Origin of the sequence: Haladaptatus cibarius D43, from assembly GCF_000710615.1 — an archaeon.
Taxonomy (GTDB): Archaea; Halobacteriota; Halobacteria; order Halobacteriales; family Haladaptataceae; genus Haladaptatus; species Haladaptatus cibarius.
This window is the reverse complement of the sequence record NZ_JDTH01000002.1, coordinates 1339707-1357885: the sequence shown is the minus strand read 5'-3', so window position 1 is coordinate 1357885 and position 18179 is coordinate 1339707. Positions and strand designations below refer to the sequence as shown.

At 55.9% G+C, this 18179-nt stretch carries 17 protein-coding genes; 8 read left to right on the top strand and 9 right to left on the bottom strand.

Annotated elements, in window-relative coordinates:
- Window positions 1–94: 94 nt before the first annotated feature.
- Window positions 95–718, top strand: a complete 624-nt coding sequence (locus HL45_RS12350; RefSeq protein ID WP_049971389.1) for an archaellin/type IV pilin N-terminal domain-containing protein — start codon at window positions 95–97, stop codon at window positions 716–718.
- 47 nt (window positions 719–765) lie between these two features.
- Here HL45_RS12350 and HL45_RS12345 read toward each other — a convergent pair whose 3' ends face one another.
- The gene (locus HL45_RS12345; protein WP_049971388.1) at window positions 766–1752 is read right to left on the bottom strand and encodes a formyltransferase family protein; all 987 of its coding nucleotides are present in this window, start codon (window positions 1750–1752) and stop codon (window positions 766–768) included.
- A gap of 226 nt (window positions 1753–1978) precedes the next feature.
- Complete coding sequence (locus HL45_RS12340) at window positions 1979–2896, bottom strand: universal stress protein (protein WP_049971387.1); 918 nt, start codon at window positions 2894–2896, stop codon at window positions 1979–1981.
- A 98-nt stretch (window positions 2897–2994) separates the two neighbouring features.
- Here HL45_RS12340 and HL45_RS12335 point away from each other — a divergent pair, with 98 nt between their 5' ends.
- Window positions 2995–4329, top strand: a complete 1335-nt coding sequence (locus tag HL45_RS12335) for a sodium/calcium exchanger protein (protein WP_049971386.1) — start codon at window positions 2995–2997, stop codon at window positions 4327–4329.
- A 390-nt stretch (window positions 4330–4719) separates the two neighbouring features.
- Window positions 4720–5880 carry an MBL fold metallo-hydrolase gene (locus HL45_RS12325; RefSeq protein WP_049971384.1) on the top strand — a complete coding sequence of 387 codons (1161 nt, stop codon included), beginning with the start codon at window positions 4720–4722 and terminating at the stop codon, window positions 5878–5880.
- Window positions 5881–5973: 93 nt separating this feature from the next.
- On the opposite strand, the gene HL45_RS19985 is transcribed toward HL45_RS12325, so the two are convergent.
- The 7 genes from HL45_RS19985 to HL45_RS12290 form a co-directional block, all read right to left on the bottom strand.
- The gene (locus HL45_RS19985) at window positions 5974–7506 is read right to left on the bottom strand and encodes a formate/nitrite transporter family protein (protein WP_084156909.1); all 1533 of its coding nucleotides are present in this window, start codon (window positions 7504–7506) and stop codon (window positions 5974–5976) included.
- Window positions 7507–7757: 251 nt separating this feature from the next.
- Window positions 7758–8276, bottom strand: a complete 519-nt coding sequence (locus tag HL45_RS12315) for a DUF7261 family protein (RefSeq protein WP_049971383.1) — start codon at window positions 8274–8276, stop codon at window positions 7758–7760.
- Entirely contained in the window at window positions 8273–8677 is a 405-nt protein-coding gene (locus HL45_RS12310; protein WP_049971382.1) for a DUF7262 family protein, read from the bottom strand. Before HL45_RS12310 ends, HL45_RS12315 begins: the two co-directional genes overlap by 4 nt.
- A complete protein-coding gene (locus tag HL45_RS12305; RefSeq protein WP_233274766.1) occupies window positions 8670–9353 on the bottom strand; it encodes a DUF7263 family protein in 684 nt (227 codons plus the stop codon). The genes HL45_RS12310 and HL45_RS12305 overlap by 8 nt, the downstream gene beginning before the upstream one ends.
- On the bottom strand, window positions 9350–9820 hold the full coding sequence (locus tag HL45_RS12300; RefSeq protein ID WP_049971381.1) for a DUF7266 family protein: 471 nt from the start codon (window positions 9818–9820) through the stop codon (window positions 9350–9352). The genes HL45_RS12305 and HL45_RS12300 overlap by 4 nt, the downstream gene beginning before the upstream one ends.
- Window positions 9820–10530 carry a DUF7289 family protein gene (locus tag HL45_RS12295; protein WP_049971380.1) on the bottom strand — a complete coding sequence of 237 codons (711 nt, stop codon included), beginning with the start codon at window positions 10528–10530 and terminating at the stop codon, window positions 9820–9822. The genes HL45_RS12300 and HL45_RS12295 overlap by 1 nt, the downstream gene beginning before the upstream one ends.
- A complete protein-coding gene (locus tag HL45_RS12290) occupies window positions 10527–12473 on the bottom strand; it encodes a type II secretion system F family protein (protein WP_084156907.1) in 1947 nt (648 codons plus the stop codon). Before HL45_RS12290 ends, HL45_RS12295 begins: the two co-directional genes overlap by 4 nt.
- Window positions 12474–12715: 242 nt before the next feature.
- On the opposite strand from HL45_RS12290, the gene HL45_RS12285 reads away from it, so the two are divergent.
- The 5 genes from HL45_RS12285 to HL45_RS12265 all read left to right on the top strand — a co-directional run bounded on the left by HL45_RS12285 (window position 12716) and on the right by HL45_RS12265 (window position 18162).
- On the top strand, window positions 12716–13039 hold the full coding sequence (locus tag HL45_RS12285) for a DUF6498-containing protein (RefSeq protein ID WP_049971379.1): 324 nt from the start codon (window positions 12716–12718) through the stop codon (window positions 13037–13039).
- A 299-nt stretch (window positions 13040–13338) separates the two neighbouring features.
- Entirely contained in the window at window positions 13339–15300 is a 1962-nt protein-coding gene (locus HL45_RS12280) for a hypothetical protein (RefSeq protein WP_049971378.1), read from the top strand.
- 135 nt (window positions 15301–15435) lie between these two features.
- Window positions 15436–16074, top strand: a complete 639-nt coding sequence (locus HL45_RS12275) for an adenylate kinase family protein (RefSeq protein WP_084156905.1) — start codon at window positions 15436–15438, stop codon at window positions 16072–16074.
- A 460-nt stretch (window positions 16075–16534) separates the two neighbouring features.
- Window positions 16535–17593, top strand: coding sequence for a hypothetical protein (locus HL45_RS12270; RefSeq protein WP_144240079.1), 1059 nt, complete (start codon window positions 16535–16537; stop codon window positions 17591–17593).
- The gene (locus HL45_RS12265; protein WP_049971375.1) at window positions 17590–18162 is read left to right on the top strand and encodes an adenylyltransferase/cytidyltransferase family protein; all 573 of its coding nucleotides are present in this window, start codon (window positions 17590–17592) and stop codon (window positions 18160–18162) included. The genes HL45_RS12270 and HL45_RS12265 overlap by 4 nt, the downstream gene beginning before the upstream one ends.
- Window positions 18163–18179: the final 17 nt, after the last annotated feature.

Here is an 18179-nt window from a genome sequence, read left to right as displayed (position 1 = left end):
TGGAAATAAAATAAATCTGGTAGGATACAGGAAGAGTTAACCGACTGCTTTGGACATGCTCATGAGTGTCCGGGTTTCCGGGCCACGAGAAATAATGAAAGACACACTCGAAACGCGCCTCAACAACAGAGGTCAAGTCGGTATTGGGACACTCATCGTGTTCATTGCGATGGTGTTGGTCGCCGCGATTGCGGCGGGGGTTCTCATCAACACAGCGGGATTCCTTCAGTCGAAGTCCGAACAGACAGGTGAAGAAAGTAGTGCGCAGGTTTCGAATCGCGTGCAGGTCGTCAGCACCTACGGTAACGTCACGGACGACAAGCACGTCGATTTCGTCAACTTTACTGTCATGCGTGGGTCGGGGTCTGACGACATCAATCTCTCCACGGCTACCGTCCAGTGGATAGGGCCGGACAGCGCGACGACGCTCGTCGGTAACAACTCCTCGATAGATGGCAACACCGTCATCGTCGCACCGGAGAACGACGAGTTCGCTATCAGTCCCATCAAGGACACTGACCGCTCCCGTCCGGTTCTCAATTCGCAGGACGACCGTCTTAGATTGACGATTCCAGCCTACCACCTCAGCGACGATGGATTGGGTCTGGGAGAGGGTGACACGGCAGAAGTGACGATTACGACGCAGTACGGTTCAACCACGACGTATCAAGTCTCCGTCCCGCAGTCGCTCTCACAGCAGAAGGCAGTTACAGTCTGACGGCTGACACACCAATCGCTTTCATCTTTTGCGGTCGTTTCGAATCTTCACGTAACGTCGCGTTCGCGCTGCGTCTGACTGCTTTCCCTCGTTCCGGTCTGTCTATCCCTGCAGAGGGTTCCGATTGCAGTTTTACAGACGTAGCGAACGACATCCACGCCCGTCGGCATGGTGTACAGAGTGCCGAGCGAATCCGGGGTAGTCGGTTCGAACGTCGAATCTCGCAGTCGGCGGACACCGACCGCGAGCTGTTGTTCACAGACGGCGATTTGCCGACGCTCTATCTCGCGCCACGTTCGAGCGTCGGAAATATCGACCGTCCGTTCGGCGATGATTTCCCCGCCGTCCAACGTCTCGCTGATTCGCTGGAGCGTGATGCCCGCCGTCGGTTCGTCGTTCAAAAACTCCCACAACCCGCCCGGCTGCCCGCGGTAGGTCTCCAAGTCCCCGCGATGAAAACTCAACACGCCGTGGGTCGGCATCTCCAAAAATTCGCCTTTCAGCACGCCGAACCCGAATCGGATGACGGCATCCGTGTTTTCGCCGACTTCCTCGGCCACATCGTCGGGGAGGAGATTGCCGAATCCGGACGCCGGAAGGGGTTGGCAGTACAACCGTTTTGCACCCGAAAACCCCGCGATAGAATCGATTGCTTTCGGCTCTTGGTAGTCGGGTGTTTCCGCGAACTGCCGAGCAACACCGGTCAACGACCATAGGAGATGTTTCCGCAGTCGTTCGACGCTACACGAAATGTACTCCAGAACGCCGCCGGGAAACGACCCCGCACGGTAATCACTGAGGTCGTCGGGCCCTGCGTCGTCGTTGATAACGAGATGCGTAATCTCGACGTTCGTCTCCGCGACCATGCGCTCGATGGCGCGTTTCATCCACGCGGGAACCGTCTCGCCGGGAAGGAGAACCCCGACTCGAAGCGGTTGTTCCGCCGTCGATGACTCCGGAGTCGAATGCCCTCGACTCGTCTTCGATTCCGCTTTCTGCTCACTGTCAGACGAGTCGTCAGTCGTCGGAGGCATGATATTCCAGCGTTTCTGATGGACTATATTCGTTATACGCACCCTGTCCTCCGTGGACTTCGCGCTTTCTTAGCGAGTTTCCAGCGTTTGGTTTGTACTAACCACAGCATGTTTGGATATGATTCCCGTTCTAAACGGACTCTCACGCGATGAGTTCGGAACACACCAAATTTCGGACGTTCGGAATTTCGATTCGAACAGCCCTGATAAGAAAAACGCGAACGTTTCACGCCGTTTCCACGGTTTTCGTCACGACGAGAACAGGCACGTCCACGACGCTTAGAACCGTATCCGTGACGCTTCCGAGTAACTGTCCTCGCAAATTTGCCTCGCCCCGCGATGCCATCACGACGAGGTCGATGTCCTCGTCGTTGACGTACTCTCGAATACCCGCCGTCGGCGCGTCTCGAACGATTGCAGTTTCGAGGTTGATTTCGGAGTCTATTCCGCGAGCGCGCTCCGCGACTCGTTCGACCGTCTCGGTTCCCCGCGCTTCCAATCGCTCGATGAACTCCTTCGAGACGCCACCCGCACTGAACAGTCCGCCCTCCATCTCCACGTCCACGACGTTGAGAACGTGGACCGTCGCATCGTACTGCTTTGCAACGCTCACGGCGTATGGCGTCGCGTTTTCGGCGTTCTCGCTTCCGTCCGTCGGGAGGAGTATTCGATTGTACGCTTCTCCCGTCTCGTCCGAAATTTCGCCGTTCGAAACCGCACAGACGGGAACCGTGACGGTTCGGAGCACCCGGTCGGTCACGCTTCCGAGTAGTTGTCCGCTCAGCCCCGACCGTCCGCGGCGACCCATGACGATGAGATTCGTGTCGATTTCGCTCGCGTGCTCCGCGATTGCTTCGTGCGGTTTTCCCTCCAAAAGAGTGGTGTCTACCGAGATGCCAACGTCGTCGGCCATGGCTTCGATTTCGGCGAAGTAATCGGTAGCTTGCTCTTCTCGCTCGGCCTGTGTCTCCGTATCGACTCGTCGAAACCTGCTTCGTTCGAGGGCGTAGACCACGGTTACCGTCGAACCGTAGGCGGTTCCGAGTTTCAAACCGTACTTCGCGGCGCGCTTCGCGCAGTCGCTCCCGTCGATGGGGATGAGGATTCGGTCGAACATGGCCCGTCCGATGTACGGCGAAGACATGTATAAATCGTCGTTCGGGGGTCGCCGATTCTCCCCGGACTGCTATCTGCTTAGCCGACGGAACCGTTACCTTGCACGCCGTGGTTCAGTAAGAACCCATGAGTTCTTTGCTACGCCATCCGCTCACCGCCCTCGTCGGGGCGGTTTTGCTGACCCTTTCGTGGGTGGGCGTCTGGACGACGGGCGCTCAACACGCGCTCGGAACGCTGGTTGTCGTCGCCGTGAGCGGACTCGCCATTCTCGGGGCGTCCTTTCTTCTCGCATGGGGGGCGGAAACCGCGGAAAAAGACGTTCCGCGCGCGTTCGCGCTCGCTGTCCTCGCTATCCTCGCCGTCGCCCCGGAGTACGCGGTGGACGCCTATTTCGCGTGGACTGCCGGAACGAACGCCGGGACGGAGGCGGGACGGGAAGCCGCAAATCTCGCCGTTGCGAACATGACCGGTGCGAACCGAATCCTCATCGGACTGGGCTGGTCGGGCATCGCGCTCTTTTCGATTCACAAGGCTCGTCAGCACGACGGCGCGCGACTCATAGAGCAGAACGTTCAATTCGGGGATTCGATTCCGCTCGACCGGGACATCGCAACCGAGATTCTGTTCCTGTTCTGTGCGACCGTCTACGCCTTTTTCGTCCCGTTCGGCGGCGGTATCGACGCCATGGATACCATCGTGTTGGTCAGTCTCTACGCGATTTACATCGCAATCATCATTCAGGGAGAGGTCGGCGCAGAAGAACACGTCGGCGTTCCGGCGTACTTCCAGCGCCGGCCCCGTTCGGTTCGCATCCCAATCGTCTTCGTGCTGTTCTTTTATTCGGGATTTCTCATCTTCACTGCCGTCGAACCGTTCGCACACGGCCTCGAAACGCTCGGTCTTCAGTTCGGGATTCCACCGTTTTTCATGCTCCAGTGGATTGCACCCCTCGCCAGCGAGAGTCCGGAACTCATCGTGACGGCGTATCTGGTCAACAAGGCGCGCTCGACGGCGGCGTTCAACGCGCTCATCTCCTCGAAACTCAACCAGTGGACGCTCCTCATCGGAACCCTCGTCGTGGTGTACAGCCTCGCGCTCGGACAGTATGGCGTGCTTCCGTTCGACCGAAAACAGGCGGCCGAAATCTGGTTGACCGCGGCACAGAGCCTGTTTGCTATCTCGGTGCTCATCAACTTCCAAATTAGCGTCCGCGAGGCGGTTACGATTCTCGTCCTGTTTAGCTCGCAAGTGGTGGCGGAGTTCATCCTTTTACAGACGCTTCCGCCCGCACAAGCCGCGACGTATTCGTACTGGTTACTCATCGCGTACTCAATTTGCTACATCGTGTTAGCCCTCGCGTTGTTCTGGAAGCGACACGCCGCTCTGCGGGAGGTGCTTCGACTGACGGCGGCGAAAGTGCGCCGCGCACGCGTGCGCGGCGCGGAAGAGTCGCAGGATTGAAAAGATATTTGTGGATGTCTTGCAGTTCTCGATGCTATTGATTATATGCTGCCTTTTTCAATATTGTAATATTGACCAATTGCCACCCCAACCCCAATCACGACCCCTATTGTCACAGATACAATATTAACAAACAGATTAGTCTCTCCAAGGTTTTGTATGAGATATGTCATCGTAAGCATAGCTACAGCAGTGAACAAAATAACATAAACCGCAGTTCGTAGAATCCACTTAAATATCTTCATATGTTAACCTTTAGTGCTAATTTCAAATAAGCATCGTGGTCGCTGTTCCCCGCAGAGCAGAGGAGTCGCAGGATTAAGCGACAACTCTCCGGATCGAGCGACAACTGCTAACCGTCTTCGCGTCGCACCCCCTGCAGGGGATTCCATGGTACATCAAATCACTGCCGACGAGTTGGCCGACCGATTCGACGCGGGCGAGTCGATGACGCTCATCGACACCCGCCCCGAGGATAGCTTCGAAGCGTGGCATCTGCCCGACGCGAAAAACGTCCCGTTCGACCCGCGGGAGGGTGTGGGGGACGACCAACGTGACCGAATGGAGGAAATCGACGGCGAGGAAATCGTCACCATCTGCGGAAAAGGCCTGACATCGACGCCCTTTGCCTTCGAACTCGAAACGCAGGGATACGACGACGTGACCGTCGTCAAAGGTGGCATGGAAGACTGGAGCAAGGTGTACGACATCGTCCCGATAGCGACGGACGACGGGGACGAGGAACTCGTCGTCCGGCAGATTCAGCGGCGGGGGAAAGGCTGTCTCGGGTACATCGTCGGTTCCACGGAGTCGGGTGACGCCGCAGTCGTGGACGCGACGCGGCAAATCGACGTGTTCGAAATCGCCGCCGAAGAGGCGGGGTTGACCATCTCGTGTGTGTTCGATACGCACATCCACGCAGACCACATTTCGGGGGGTTCACGACTCGCCGAAACCCTCGACGTTCCGTACTATCTCGGCGAGATGTCGAGCGAGCGCGATGTCGAGTACGAGTACGACTCGCTCGAAGACGGTGATACCATCGAACTCGGCGATGTGGAGATAACTGTCCTGCACGCGCCCGGCCACACGACCGAGATGATGAACTACCGCATCGACGGTGACGATGGCGACTACCTCCTTACAGGCGATACGCTATTCGTGGATTCGGTGGGACGAACCGAACTCCAATTCGGCGAAAGCGATGCGTCCACGGGTGCCGAACTGCTGTACGAAACGCTCCACGAGACGATTCTCGACCTGCCGGACGACACCCGAATCCTGCCCGGACACGTTTCGGTTACGAACGATGGCCGGTACGAGGGTGGTGAACCGGGTGAACCCATTCAAGCCCGCCTCGGCAACCTCCGCGATACGCTTGACCTGCTTCAGTTGGACGAAGAGGCGTTCGTGAACCGACTGACCGACAATGCCCCCGAAAAACCGCCGAACTACGAGACGGTCATCGCAATCAATACAGGGGAAGATTCACCCGACAGCGACGAAGAAGCGACGGAACTCGAAGTCGGGCCGAACAACTGCGCGGCGTGAGATCGGAACTACTGTCCGAATAGTCGATAGTTCCGTCTCGTTCGAAATCGTGCAACTGAGAGCGAGTCGCCAAAACGAAGGCACGATTCGGAACTAATTCTGTCGGTCGGTCGAATGTGTTCCCGCCCGTTCTTCGGACGACTCGCTCCGTTCCCGTTCTCGGAGATATTCGCGTAGACGGGTACCGAAGAGCCACTCCGACCACGACAGTTCGAATCGGTGTCGGTTGTGCTCCGGAAAGCGCCGATTTTCGGTCATGCTGAAGTTCACGAGCGCGACGAACACGATTCCACCGAGGGTGTTTCCGAGAACGACGGGAACGAAAAAGTCCGCAAAGACGGTTCCAACGTTCGCGCTCCCGATGAAAACCAAAAAGAGCACCTCGCACGCGCCGACCACGCAGTGAAAGAGGTCGGCGACCGGGATGATTATCATAATCGAATAGACGATGAGAAGTCGTGAAATCGTCTCCCGCGCCGCGTGAACAAGCCATACCATCGTCGCGACGAGGCCGCCAGCAAAGATGCCTTTGTAGAAGAGCGCAGACCACGACGTGTGCATCGCGTGCTCGCCGAACCGGTAGGCCGTTTCCGCAACGTCGGGTTCGAAAATGCCGGTTCTCGCGAGGAGGAAGGCGCTGACTCCGGCGCCGAGGACGTTTGCGGCGAGAACGATAGTCCACAGACGGAACAGTTGTGGCAGGCTGGCGAGGCGCGTTAGAACGAGCGTAACCGGCGTCAGCGTGTTTTCGGTGAACAACTGGTAGCCACCGATGACGATCATCACGAAGCCAATGGGATACAGGAGGTTTCCCATCGCCACGCTTTCCGGGTATGCGGTCGTCATCGCCGCTCGCGCGAGGAACGTTGCACCGACGCTCAAGCCCGCGGCGAGTCCGCTGAAAAACAGGAGTCGCGTCCCCCGTTCCATTTCCTCGTCCGCAGTTGCGGTTACTCGCTGAAAAATTTCGTCCGCCGAAAACCGGTCACGGACGGCCTCACCAGCGGCGGGTGCTCCGCGGCGAGAACGGTCTATCGTCTCTCGAAGTTCGCGGTTCTCGACCTGCAACGACTGTTTTACCTCGGATAGGTCACCCACCGCTGCAATCGCGGCGAGCATTGGTTCGAACTCGTGTGGGCCGTCGTATCGTTCCCCGTCGATGTAGAACGTCGGCGTTCCAGTTACACCACTTCGGATACCGCTCTGATACTCCTCTCTGACTCGCTCTTCGTGGACGCCTCTGTCGAGTTCGTCCGTGAACCGACGAATGTCCAAATCGAGTTCCTCGGCGTAGCGCACGAGGTCGTCTCGGGTGAGCGCATCCTGTCGCTGATACAGCAGGTCGTACATGTCCCAAAATCGGCCTTGCGCACCAGCGGCCTCCGCCGCTTCGGCGGCTTTCTGTGCCCGCGGATGCTGTTGTGTGAGTGGGAAGTGGCGGAAGACGAATCGAATCTGCGTTCCGACCCGGTTCAAAATCCGCCGGATGACCGAATAAAAATCACCACAGTACGGGCATTCGAAGTCGCCGTACTCGACGAGCGTCACCGGGGCATCGTCCGGGCCGCGAATATGATCTCGTTCAGTTACCGGCACCGCGAGCGTGCTATTTTCGGTCTGGCTCATATGAAACCCACCCCCTCGACCGGAAAACGCTGTCACAGTCGATTGTACAGGTGTTGGCTAAGTAGTAGAATAACGCTGTTGCAGACGTAAAAGTCGCCAACTAATTAATTCAATGCTGTAAAAGCAGCTTGTAAAATATGCTGTCGTCCAGCCATTGCAACGAACTGAACGTCATCTATCGATATCGAGTACGTCGATGTCACAATCGGATGTCGGTTATCTCGTTTCTTCCTTCTCCAGATTGTAACGAATCACTCTGTCGTTTCCACCGGTATCGTTACCTCGTACCACCCACGTTCAGTCGTCACGCGAACGTCGAACGCGACACCGAGAACGTGCGTTTCGCCACCCCGGTTTTGGACGACGACGCCCCGTTCTGCGACACAGTCTCCGAACTGCCGATTCGGCCCACTCGGGCAGTTCGCCTGTGTCCATTCCTCCGCGGCCGATTGATTGTACTCGACTTGGTAGACCGTTCCCGATTCGACGCGGGACGAGCGTAAGGTGTCCAACTCCGATTCGAGGTTGGAGTGTACCGCCGAAATCGCGGCGTCTCGATCGTCCCACTCGTACTCCGCGGGAACGTCGCGGGCGGTGTCCTGCACCGCCCGCGACAGTACGCCGTCGGCGTTCTCGACGGGCGAATCGTAATCGTTGCTCGCGGTTACGTCGCCGCTGTAGCCCAGTTGCAGGTACGCGAAGACGACGGGTGCGAGTGCGACGGCGACGATTGCTGCTGCGGCCAACACGAGTTGTGCGCGGTCTCTCACACGTACCACACCCAAATCGTCACGTCGCCGTTCGTCGTCGTTACCGTCGAAACGCCGACTGGGACGCTTGCGGGTTTTCGATAGCCGACCGCACCGTGTGGCGTTTCGACCCGAAACATGAGGTTGTCCGGGAGGATTCTATCCACGCGGCGTTCCAGCGCGCTCTGCTCACGTTCGAACGTCTGCGGCGAGTCGATGATCTCTGCGAGACGGGTCGTTCCCTGATGTCGCGGCGGTTCGCTCGCAAGCACGGTTCCCGCGTCTTCGGCGTACAGTTCGAGCTGTGCGCTGCGCGTGTCGGGGGCCGGGACGCCCAATGCGAATCCCATCGCAACGCCGAGAATGAAGATGACGCCAATTCCCGCCTCCACGACCGACAGAGAGAGCTGTGCCCTAGGCATCCACCGTCACCGCCAGCACCGCTTTTCGGGTGTTCGTGGGATAGTACGTGACTCGAACGCTTCCTGTCGGAAGCGACCCCGAAGCTTCGGTTTCGAATGCGAACTGAACCGTTTCGAAGCGCGAAACGGACACCGAAACCGTTCCGTCGAGTCCGGATTCGTTTCGCAGCACGATTCGGCCGTTCGCCCGAACCGTCGTTACCGTCGTTTCGTCTGGGGACTGTATCGTGAGCGTCGCGTTCGACGTGCGCCTCGGAAGCGTAAATCGCGGATCGGTCGCTGAAAGCTGGGGCGTTCGCGTCACTTCGTCGCGGCGCTCGACCAACACGATACGGCGAATCGTCGGCCCACTCGTCGGATTCCCGCGCTCGGCGAGAAGGTTCTCGTCGAGTTTGACACGAACGTCGTGGTTCCCGACGACAGGAAACAGCTCTTGCATCCGCTTTGCGTCGAGGGTTTCGAGTTCGGTTGCGTCGATGACGTTCGGTCGAACCGTCACGTCGCTTTCCTCGCTTACCATTCGTTCGCTGACCGCGACGCCGACCTGCCGCGACGTGGCATCCCTGTCCGCACCGAGGAAGGCTCTGTCCGCCATTCCGATACTCAGTCCGGTGACCATCGTCAAGATGAGCAGTGCAACCGCCAACGCGGGAAGATTCATCTGTCCTCGCGTCATGATGCTCGCCCCCGTTGTCCCCGCTTCAGTTCGACGACGAGGCCTGACCTCTCGGTTTCCCCGCTTCGAACGACGATGACTGCCGGTTCCGTACTCGACCAATTTCCTCGTACCGTCCCGACGTGTTCCGGAACTGCAATCTGAGTAGTTCCGCTCACTTGCTCGTTCGAATGGACGAGTGTGAGCGTTCGATTTTGGGCGCGGATTTCGTACGCCGTCCCGCGAATCGTCTGCGGGAGTGTCACGCGCATCTGACCGCGAACGGCTGTTCCGTTCGCGGGAACCGTCTGTTGGATTCGCTCCGCGGCCTTCGAGAGCACGCGGTCGCCGACTTCGTCTCCGACCGCCGTTCGGTACTCCGGGACGACCCCGCCGTACAGCGTCGTCGTAATCATTCCGATGTACAACACGACCAACCCCGCTTCGAGTACCTTTCCGATGACCGGACTCACTCCACGATTATTCATCACTGAACCTCCGTTCGCATGTCGTGGACGACGAGGTACGCGAACCGCTGTCCGGGGTACTCCGCGACGACGCTCGGAATCCCGTCCCCGTCGAAATCGCGGGTCGTTGTCGTCGTGTTTTGGCGCTCGAAGTATCGACGCCACGCGCCGGTCGCTTCCGTCTCGACGGCGACTCGGTACGTCCCGTTGCCGAGCGTCGTCCGAGCGTGCGTGACGTTCGTTCGGACGAGCGCGGACGTGCCTGTATTTGATGCGACGGCGCGCTCCGATGCGTTGAGTTTCGCGGCACCGACGACCAACACGCCACCGTCTCTTGAAGCCGTAATCGGTGGTTGGGTGTACATCCGTGCGGAATCGTTCGTCCCTCGGACGATGCCTCCCGCGACGTATGTGACGCGTCTACTCCCGCTCGTGAAGCGTAACGCATCGACCTGAACTGTTCGGGCGACGCCCGAATCGTCCAATATCCGGAGTTCCCGCTCCGCGGTTTCCAGTCGTCCGTCGGAAAACGAAATCCGACCGCGATGGACGCCAGTCGATTCGACTGGCGAGAGGGCGCGGTTCATGTCGGTCGAAACGCGCGTCGCGTCCGCGGTTGCGGTGTTGCTATCCACGACGAAACCGACACTGGCGGTTAGCCCGGCGAGAGAGAGCATCACCGTTCCGAGAAGAAGAGCGACGCCGACGACGTTCGATTGGCCGCGTTTCATATCATTCCCGCCCCTGCGAAAACGAAATAGGCAACTGTGACGAGGGCCGCCGAGTGAAGCAGTGCTTCGTAGAACCCTCGACTCGCGTATCCGGCGAACCAACCACAGGCGAGCATCGTCGTCTGCGTGACGACGTAGAACCGGTGTCGGTCACGTGCCGGTTGTACCGCGTTCGGGTCGAGAGCTAACCCCGCATTCGAGTTGGACACCGCCGACAACTGCGAGAAACTGTCGAGAACGTAGGCGTTCACGGCAATCATGATGCCGATAATGAGGAGCGCAGTCGTCCAGCCAACGACCACGTACACCAGCATGTTCGACCGAAGTGCTTTCTTTTGATGATACAATCTGCCAATCTCGACCTGTAGAGTGTCGAAAACCGTTTCTGTATCACCGCCGACGTCCAGCGTTCCGGTGACGAGTCCGATGGTCTGGTCTGCCATCGGCGTCCCGACGTTTTCGACGAATCGAGTGAGTGCATCTCGGCGCAAATCTCCGTCTCGACTCGTGAGGTTCACATTGAACGCGAGATCCGTGACGTCCGATTGAAGCGCCCCCATATCGACGTCGCGCGCAACGCGCTCAACTGCGGCCGAAAACGGACGACCTAATCCGACGTGAGCAGACACCGCATGAACGAAATCCTTGATTTCGCGGTCTTTCGCGTCGTCGATTCGTGACCGCCGGACGGAGACGAGGCCGACCGGAAGGGCGAACGCGACGTAAGAGAGCAACACCGTATCTACGGGTGTATAATCGAGCATCCAGAGCAATCCACCGACACAGAGCGCCAGCGGAACCGCCAACACCGCGGTGTTTGCCGGATTAACCAACAGCGTTTTGAACAGTTCGATGCCATGTGACGAGCAGGAATGCTTCGGGGCCGATTGATCGGCGGGTCGAAGCGAGGACATCACGACCGCCGCGCCAGCACCGACGACGAGGATGAACGCGCCACTGCCGTAGATGATGAGTGCTCGCATCGATAGCCAGCCGAACGGCGGTGGCGCAGGTGCCGCCAATCCCGGTGCGAGAACGCTCATAACGGTTAGTACGATAACCAAGAGAGCCGGGATAACAAGCAGGACGATGAACATTTCGGCGATGAGTTCGAGAAATCCTTCTGCCTGCTCGCGGCTTCGAGACTGTCGATGGCTCAACATCCGACTCTCCATCTGGAGGTACTGTTCGAGTGCATCCGGCCCCTGTTCCGCGTGCTCACGGAATTTGAGCAGAAATGGCGCAAGAACGTCGCGTGACGGCGTATCTCGGGCGACGATTCGCAGGCCGTCGTCCACGCTTCCTGTGAGCGCCGCCTTGTTCAGCACCTTCCGAAACGCGACGGCGGTGTCGCCGTAGGATTCTTTTCGGTCGGCGACTTTCCGGAGCATGGCCGTCTTGTCGTCGCTTCCGGACGAAAGCGCGCGAAGGTATCGAACCGTACCGGGCAGTGTTCGCTCGATGTTCGACCGACGTGCACTGGCCGACCACCCGAGATACAGTCCGCCGACCCACACCACCGTTCGCTTGCTGATGGTTGCACAGGCCACAGCGAGGCCGGTTGCGGCGTACATCCGCGGAACGTTCGGTACCCGAACCCTATCCAGCAGTGGGAGTCCGTCGTGGAAAAACGACGCCAGACTAGCGAGGACGGAATCCGGAACCGCCACCGTCACCAGAAACGCCCAGCAGAACGTAGCGAGAAAGACGAGCCACGAAAGGCCGTAGGTTCGGGAGAGAAACACGTCGAAACTGGCGTTCACGTCGGTTGCGCGGTAGCGTTTCCGGTCGCGGTCGTGGCGGCTCCGGTCGGCGTGGCGCGAGAACAGCGCGTACAGTGCGCGGTCGAGAATGCCGAGGGAGGACGAGCGGTGAAAATTCTCTGCAGGTGGTGAATCTTCTGGACGTGTTTCAGCGCTGTTTGACTCCGTAATGGTGCTCATCCCGGAACCTCGTACTCGAAATATATCATAAAACGAGATACCCGTGTTATTTGATTTAAACTCTATGAATCTATGACTGTATTTTCACGTAGAGTAGCGCAGGCTTCTATCCTGACGCGGAGGGGATATGTCAAATTCAACGACGTCCGTGGAACTCGCGGTCTGTTGAGCAACGCAACCCACGAGAGTGAGGTTAGTCAACTGCTGACCTTCATCCGAACACCACATCTCTTACCGTAATTATGAACGTGGAAAATAAATCCGAGAACAACTGCGCCGAGGCGGTAGGTTTACTGTTAGTGAATCTGATGCCGGTTGTCGGTGTTGTCGCGTTCGACTGGGACATACTTGCATTGTTGACCTTCTACTGGATCGAAGTCGGCGCTGTATTCGTCCGGACTGCCGTCGAAGGACTGTTTGCGGGACAGCCTACCACCGCGGACATCACGGTTGGTCGTGGGATTTTGGGGCGCTGGACGGGACTGGGAACCGGTTCCGTTCACCTGAAAACTAGAATAGTATCTTCCCGTGACGAGGTATCTTCGCTCCATTCCCTGCACGACTAACGGACAACGAATCGTCGTTGTCCGCTCGAATCTCCTCTCCTCGACGATTACTACAGAGACTGTCAATATTGGTTCCGTACAACCCTCTCAAGCCGCCGTTGTAACCGCTTGCGGACATCGCCTCGTCGGTATCTGGGTTGGTGTATCCGAAGACGAAACAGGAATTGTCGTGCGGTATATCGAATGGCGCGATATTTAATCTATATATGGATTTGCGAAATTATACTATCTTTCACCGCTGTTCTGTCACCGTTTGTAGAAACGAATCATTTGTATACCTGTAGTATTTTATTTTCTTCATGGTAGTATTATCTGAGAACGACGGCGAATATTTTGAATCAGCAGAACAGATCGCATCGGACAGAAATGAGGAAGTTATCACTGAACTTGACGATATTGGAGACGAAGAGCCGGTTATCTACGTAGGGTCTTCTGACGACCTCGATGAGTCGATACTGCTTGCACTTCAGCGTCGCCTGTCCGACAATGGGCCGTCGCAGGGGTGCTTTAGCGTTATAACAGGCTTTACTCCGTCGCTCGCAACTGATCTCTACCGACGGGAAGAACGAGACGCTGAAGAAGACTGTCTACTCTTAAAAAGTCCCCCAAAGCAGTACGAACCCGGTTCGGGAGAGACGGTTATAACCCGCTCAGCTAACGACACCGCCGAGCAACTAGCTTCGCTCGAAGAAAAGGGATTGTCATCCCTGTCGATGCATATCGGTGGCTTTCCGCTTCACATCTTCCTCAACGGCGGAATCCTCTGTGGCTATCCGACTCGCGTTGACCCGGACTCATACGACGGTCGGCAACCCCAGTGTGTCCAAAACGGCGAACGGAACTGCCCGCTAAATGACGGCGAACTCATTCCCGTCGATGAGTTCACCGTTGACCACTCGTTTATGGCCTCTTGTGCGTCGATGATAGGTAACGGCCCATCCGGACTTCCAGTTCACGTCGGAACCGGAATGCTCGTGAATGGAACGTCTCTCATCGGTGGATATCGTATTTCTCCGATAGACCCTATCGAACCGTTGTTACATCACAGTCTCATCAAAGCAGGCTACGATGTAATTGAGCGATGTTATCTCCTCAACGAGTTCTCCACCCTGAACGATATTCAAGCAGATGCGTACATTCCCTTCGGTCATCCCGAGGCGGGCGGTGACCCCGAGAAGGAACCGCCGTCGGACTGCTCGATTTATCAGAGCGAGGGTGAAACACGGATGGAAGTTACGGTCGATGGATATATCGGTGATTTCCGGATTCCGCTTTCAGAACTCCCTGAAACGGATGACCGATACTATCTCCGAACCAGTGCTCCAACTGACGGTGTCGGTGACCGATACTACCTTGCATTCCAAGAAAACGATACGCTTCGCGTGCTACTGTTCGCCGGTCGTCAAATGGAGTCCGAACAGTTCGAACTCGTCGTCAGCGATACGATGGTTGGAGACGAAAAACTCCAGACAATGTTCGATTGTCTCGACACGCTTGACCGACACCGGCGGCTTGGAATGCTCGGCGATTCCCTTGCGGAAACCGCACAAACGTTCCAGAACGACCTCCTCGACACACACCACACTATCACACGTGAGCGACTCAATCTCGATACGCACCACCAATCACGTTCGATTCTCAACGACCTTTACGACCAGATCGATGAGCTATCGAAGGGACTGTTAGAGCCACTTGAAAACGGTTCTTCCATCGTCGGTCAGTATGTTAGTCGAGCTATTGACGACGATACATTGGTTGCTGACCAAGACTGCATTCACTGTGGCCGTCCAGTCTTTATCAAACAGGTGTCCGACCTCTCCGGCGAGGCTCATCGTGCACTTGGAGAATGTCCGCAGTGTGCTCAACTGTTCGACGTTCCAACAACACCGGGAGAAACCGACCCCGTTTGTCCGGTTGTTGAGGGGGAACTATTCGACACGACGGACTCCCGGCGTGAGTTCACAGTCACGTTCGAAAACAACCGAGATGTCACATCCGAAGTCGTGATTTATCCCACTATCTGGCAGTACGGGGATACGAATCGAAACGGAAAGCAGCTATTCAACCCTCAGATCACCGAACGGACGATTGAACCCGGTGAAACCGCTCACGTAACCTTTGAGGTCGATGCCGCGGCACTCGAAGAGAATCAGTATTACATCACGACGCACGTCGTTTCCAATCTCGATGTCTACTCCGAAATTGGAACAACAATGTTGGTCGGCGAGAAAACGGGCTACATGCCTCCGTACCGTCAATAGACCCAAATACTGGAGAAGTAAAATGCACCTTATTTCAAATATTTACTACGTACTACTATATCTGTAATTGCTACTTATAACTAAATTTGAGGAGAAAGTAATTTATATGCGTTTTTACTGTTTATAGTATAAGAGATGAACGCAGCGATATACGGCCCATTGGGCGCGGGAAAAAATGTTCAGTGTAAGAAACTAGAGCGCAGGTATGGTATCCCACACATCGTAACCGGCCAGATACTTCGAGAAAATGCTGAGTTAGAGACTCCCTACGGGACACCGAAGGAGTACATGGACGAAGGGAAGTACGTTCCCGACGAGATGATTAACTCGATAGTCGAAAAGGAACTGTCCGAGGTTGACCACTTTATGCTCGACGGCTACCCGCGAACCATGAATCAACTGGAGAATTTCTCCGAAATTATCACTGGTTTGGATGTTGTCGTCCTCATGGAGGTCAGCGACGAGACGACATTCTATCGTCTGTTAGACCGAAAGATATGCAGTAACTGTGGAGATTCCTATCACAAAGAATATCGTCCGCCAGACACGCCGGGAGAATGTAAGTTCTGTGGGGCGAAACTAACCGAACGCGACGACGACAACAGCGAGGACATCATTCGACAGCGAATCCAAGAATACGAACAGAAGACTGTTCCAGTGGTTGAACAGTACAGTGACGATGTCGTCGTCGTTGACGCGGAACGCCCTCACGAGGCCGTTTGGGAGGACTTCTTCGAAGTGGTCGAAGAGTACATTCCGGACGACAGGTTGTGAGCCTTCAGCATTGACAACAGACGAATATAGAGCCATAAGACAGCCTATCTGTTGGCGAATTTGTCACACCAATACGATACACAGCCAGCACGGAACTATTGTTCTGGCCACCTTTATATAATATATAACCTATGGAATCATAATATTTATAAGTTCTTTAATCATAATATATGTTATCATGGGTAATGGTGTGACCTCAACGAAAAAAATATCGACCATCGGTTCGATTTGTGGTTGTGGTGGGAAAACATCTCTTCGAAAGGTGGTTTATCCAGCTATCGATGAAATCAAAGACTACTTAGATGGGTGTCCAGTCGAACTCCCACCGACATCGGAAGCGGCGATTCTCCCGAATACGACGGAGTACCGACGTTCAGTCACCAAAGAGGGACTTGAAAAATCTGCTCCGGATACGAACTACGACGAAGCCGATAATCAAGTTTGGACATTGACGGCGACATTGGCTGACAAACAACTTGGAACGGACATCGAGACGTTCGCAGAGCGAGTTGGCGACGCCTACCAGTCCCTCTCTGACCTTGGGCAAGTCTCCATCGGGAAAGCCCACTCCATTCAGATAGCTAATTCGACAGACCCGATGCAGTGGTTCGAACATATCGAACCAGTCGGTTCACGTGAATCAGGGTTCGTCGCTGGAAACATCGATATTGTTCACGCGTTTCCACATCTCTCGGGCGAAAAACAGGCCGCAATCGCGGCCAATCATTCACTCAATGACTGTTATTCCATGGGTGCGTACCAAAATCGTGAGGTGCGACCAATTGTTGCGGCCCCCAAAGACGGGGAGTTGTCCACCGAGCTGGTTTCGAAGTGGTTTGAACAAGCTGTTTCTGACTCAGTCACCGTCCTCACACCAGAGATTCTGCGACACGACGGTAATGGGTGGCAGTTTGGTGCGACTGCGACGGCCTCTGGGAATCACGAACCACCGACGGGAGAGAATCGAGTCGAATCAGACGATATGATTTTGATTCATAGACCATGCGGTGGACTTGCGATGTACCGCCTCGGCATCGAAGAGGGAACTTCTCCGAACGTCCGTGAACAGGCGTTCGAATCGCTTAGCGCAGACCACAAACACGTCGCAAAAATCATTTCCGAGTTCTGCCCCGAAAGTGGAGCGGAGTTCGATTCCGCTCGCCATATAAAATTTGCATCGGACATCTCCGGCCCCGGAATCGGAGGAATGCGGCGTCCTGCCGAAAAAAGCAACAAGACGTTCCACCTTACGGACATTCCAATACTAAACAAACAACTGATTGATAAAATACGCGACCGTTGGATTCTGCCGGACATAACCGTTGAAACAAACGGGCCGATAGCTATCGTTGCGGCACCGAACGTAATCCGGGAAATACAGCAACGATTGGCGAACGCGGAGGATGCCGACCCCGCCGTTCTCGGACAGTTCCACGACTGGCAGGGAGACACCATTTCCGTGGATGACGGACTCAACGCCGCGAAGTACGTTGAGTGGTTGGCACGGGTTGATGTATGAGCGTCGGTCACATCCACGGTCGGTTTCAGCCATTCCATGACGGCCATCTCGAATATGCCAAATGGGCCAGCAACAACTGTGACCAGTTGATTATCGGGATAACGAACGCTGACCCATCACACATCGCCGAAGAAGTGGACGACCCGAAACGCCACAAGTTGGCCCATAATCCGTTGAAATACTACGAACGAAAACGGATTATCGAGATGGCTATCGAACAGTCCAATATAGAGACGGCGTTTAGTATTTCTCCGTTCCCGATAAATCGCCCCGAACTTTGGCAGTACTATATCCCACAAGACGTCTACCACTTCATATTAATGCTGGAAGAATGGCACGAAACAAAAGTTTCACGCCTTCGACGGCACGGGAAGGAGGTAAAAACGAAGCGAAAAGAGAGGGATATCAGTGGATACGAAGTGAGAAAAAAGATAGCGACGAATGCCGAGTGGAAAGATGACGTTCCGAATGCAGTAGCGGACGAACTCGAATCCATTGGCGCAGTATCCCGAATACGGGAGCTTTGGAACACTGAATCGAGTCTCATTCAGACAACTTGTTCTGACTGACGGTGTACGTCTACCTT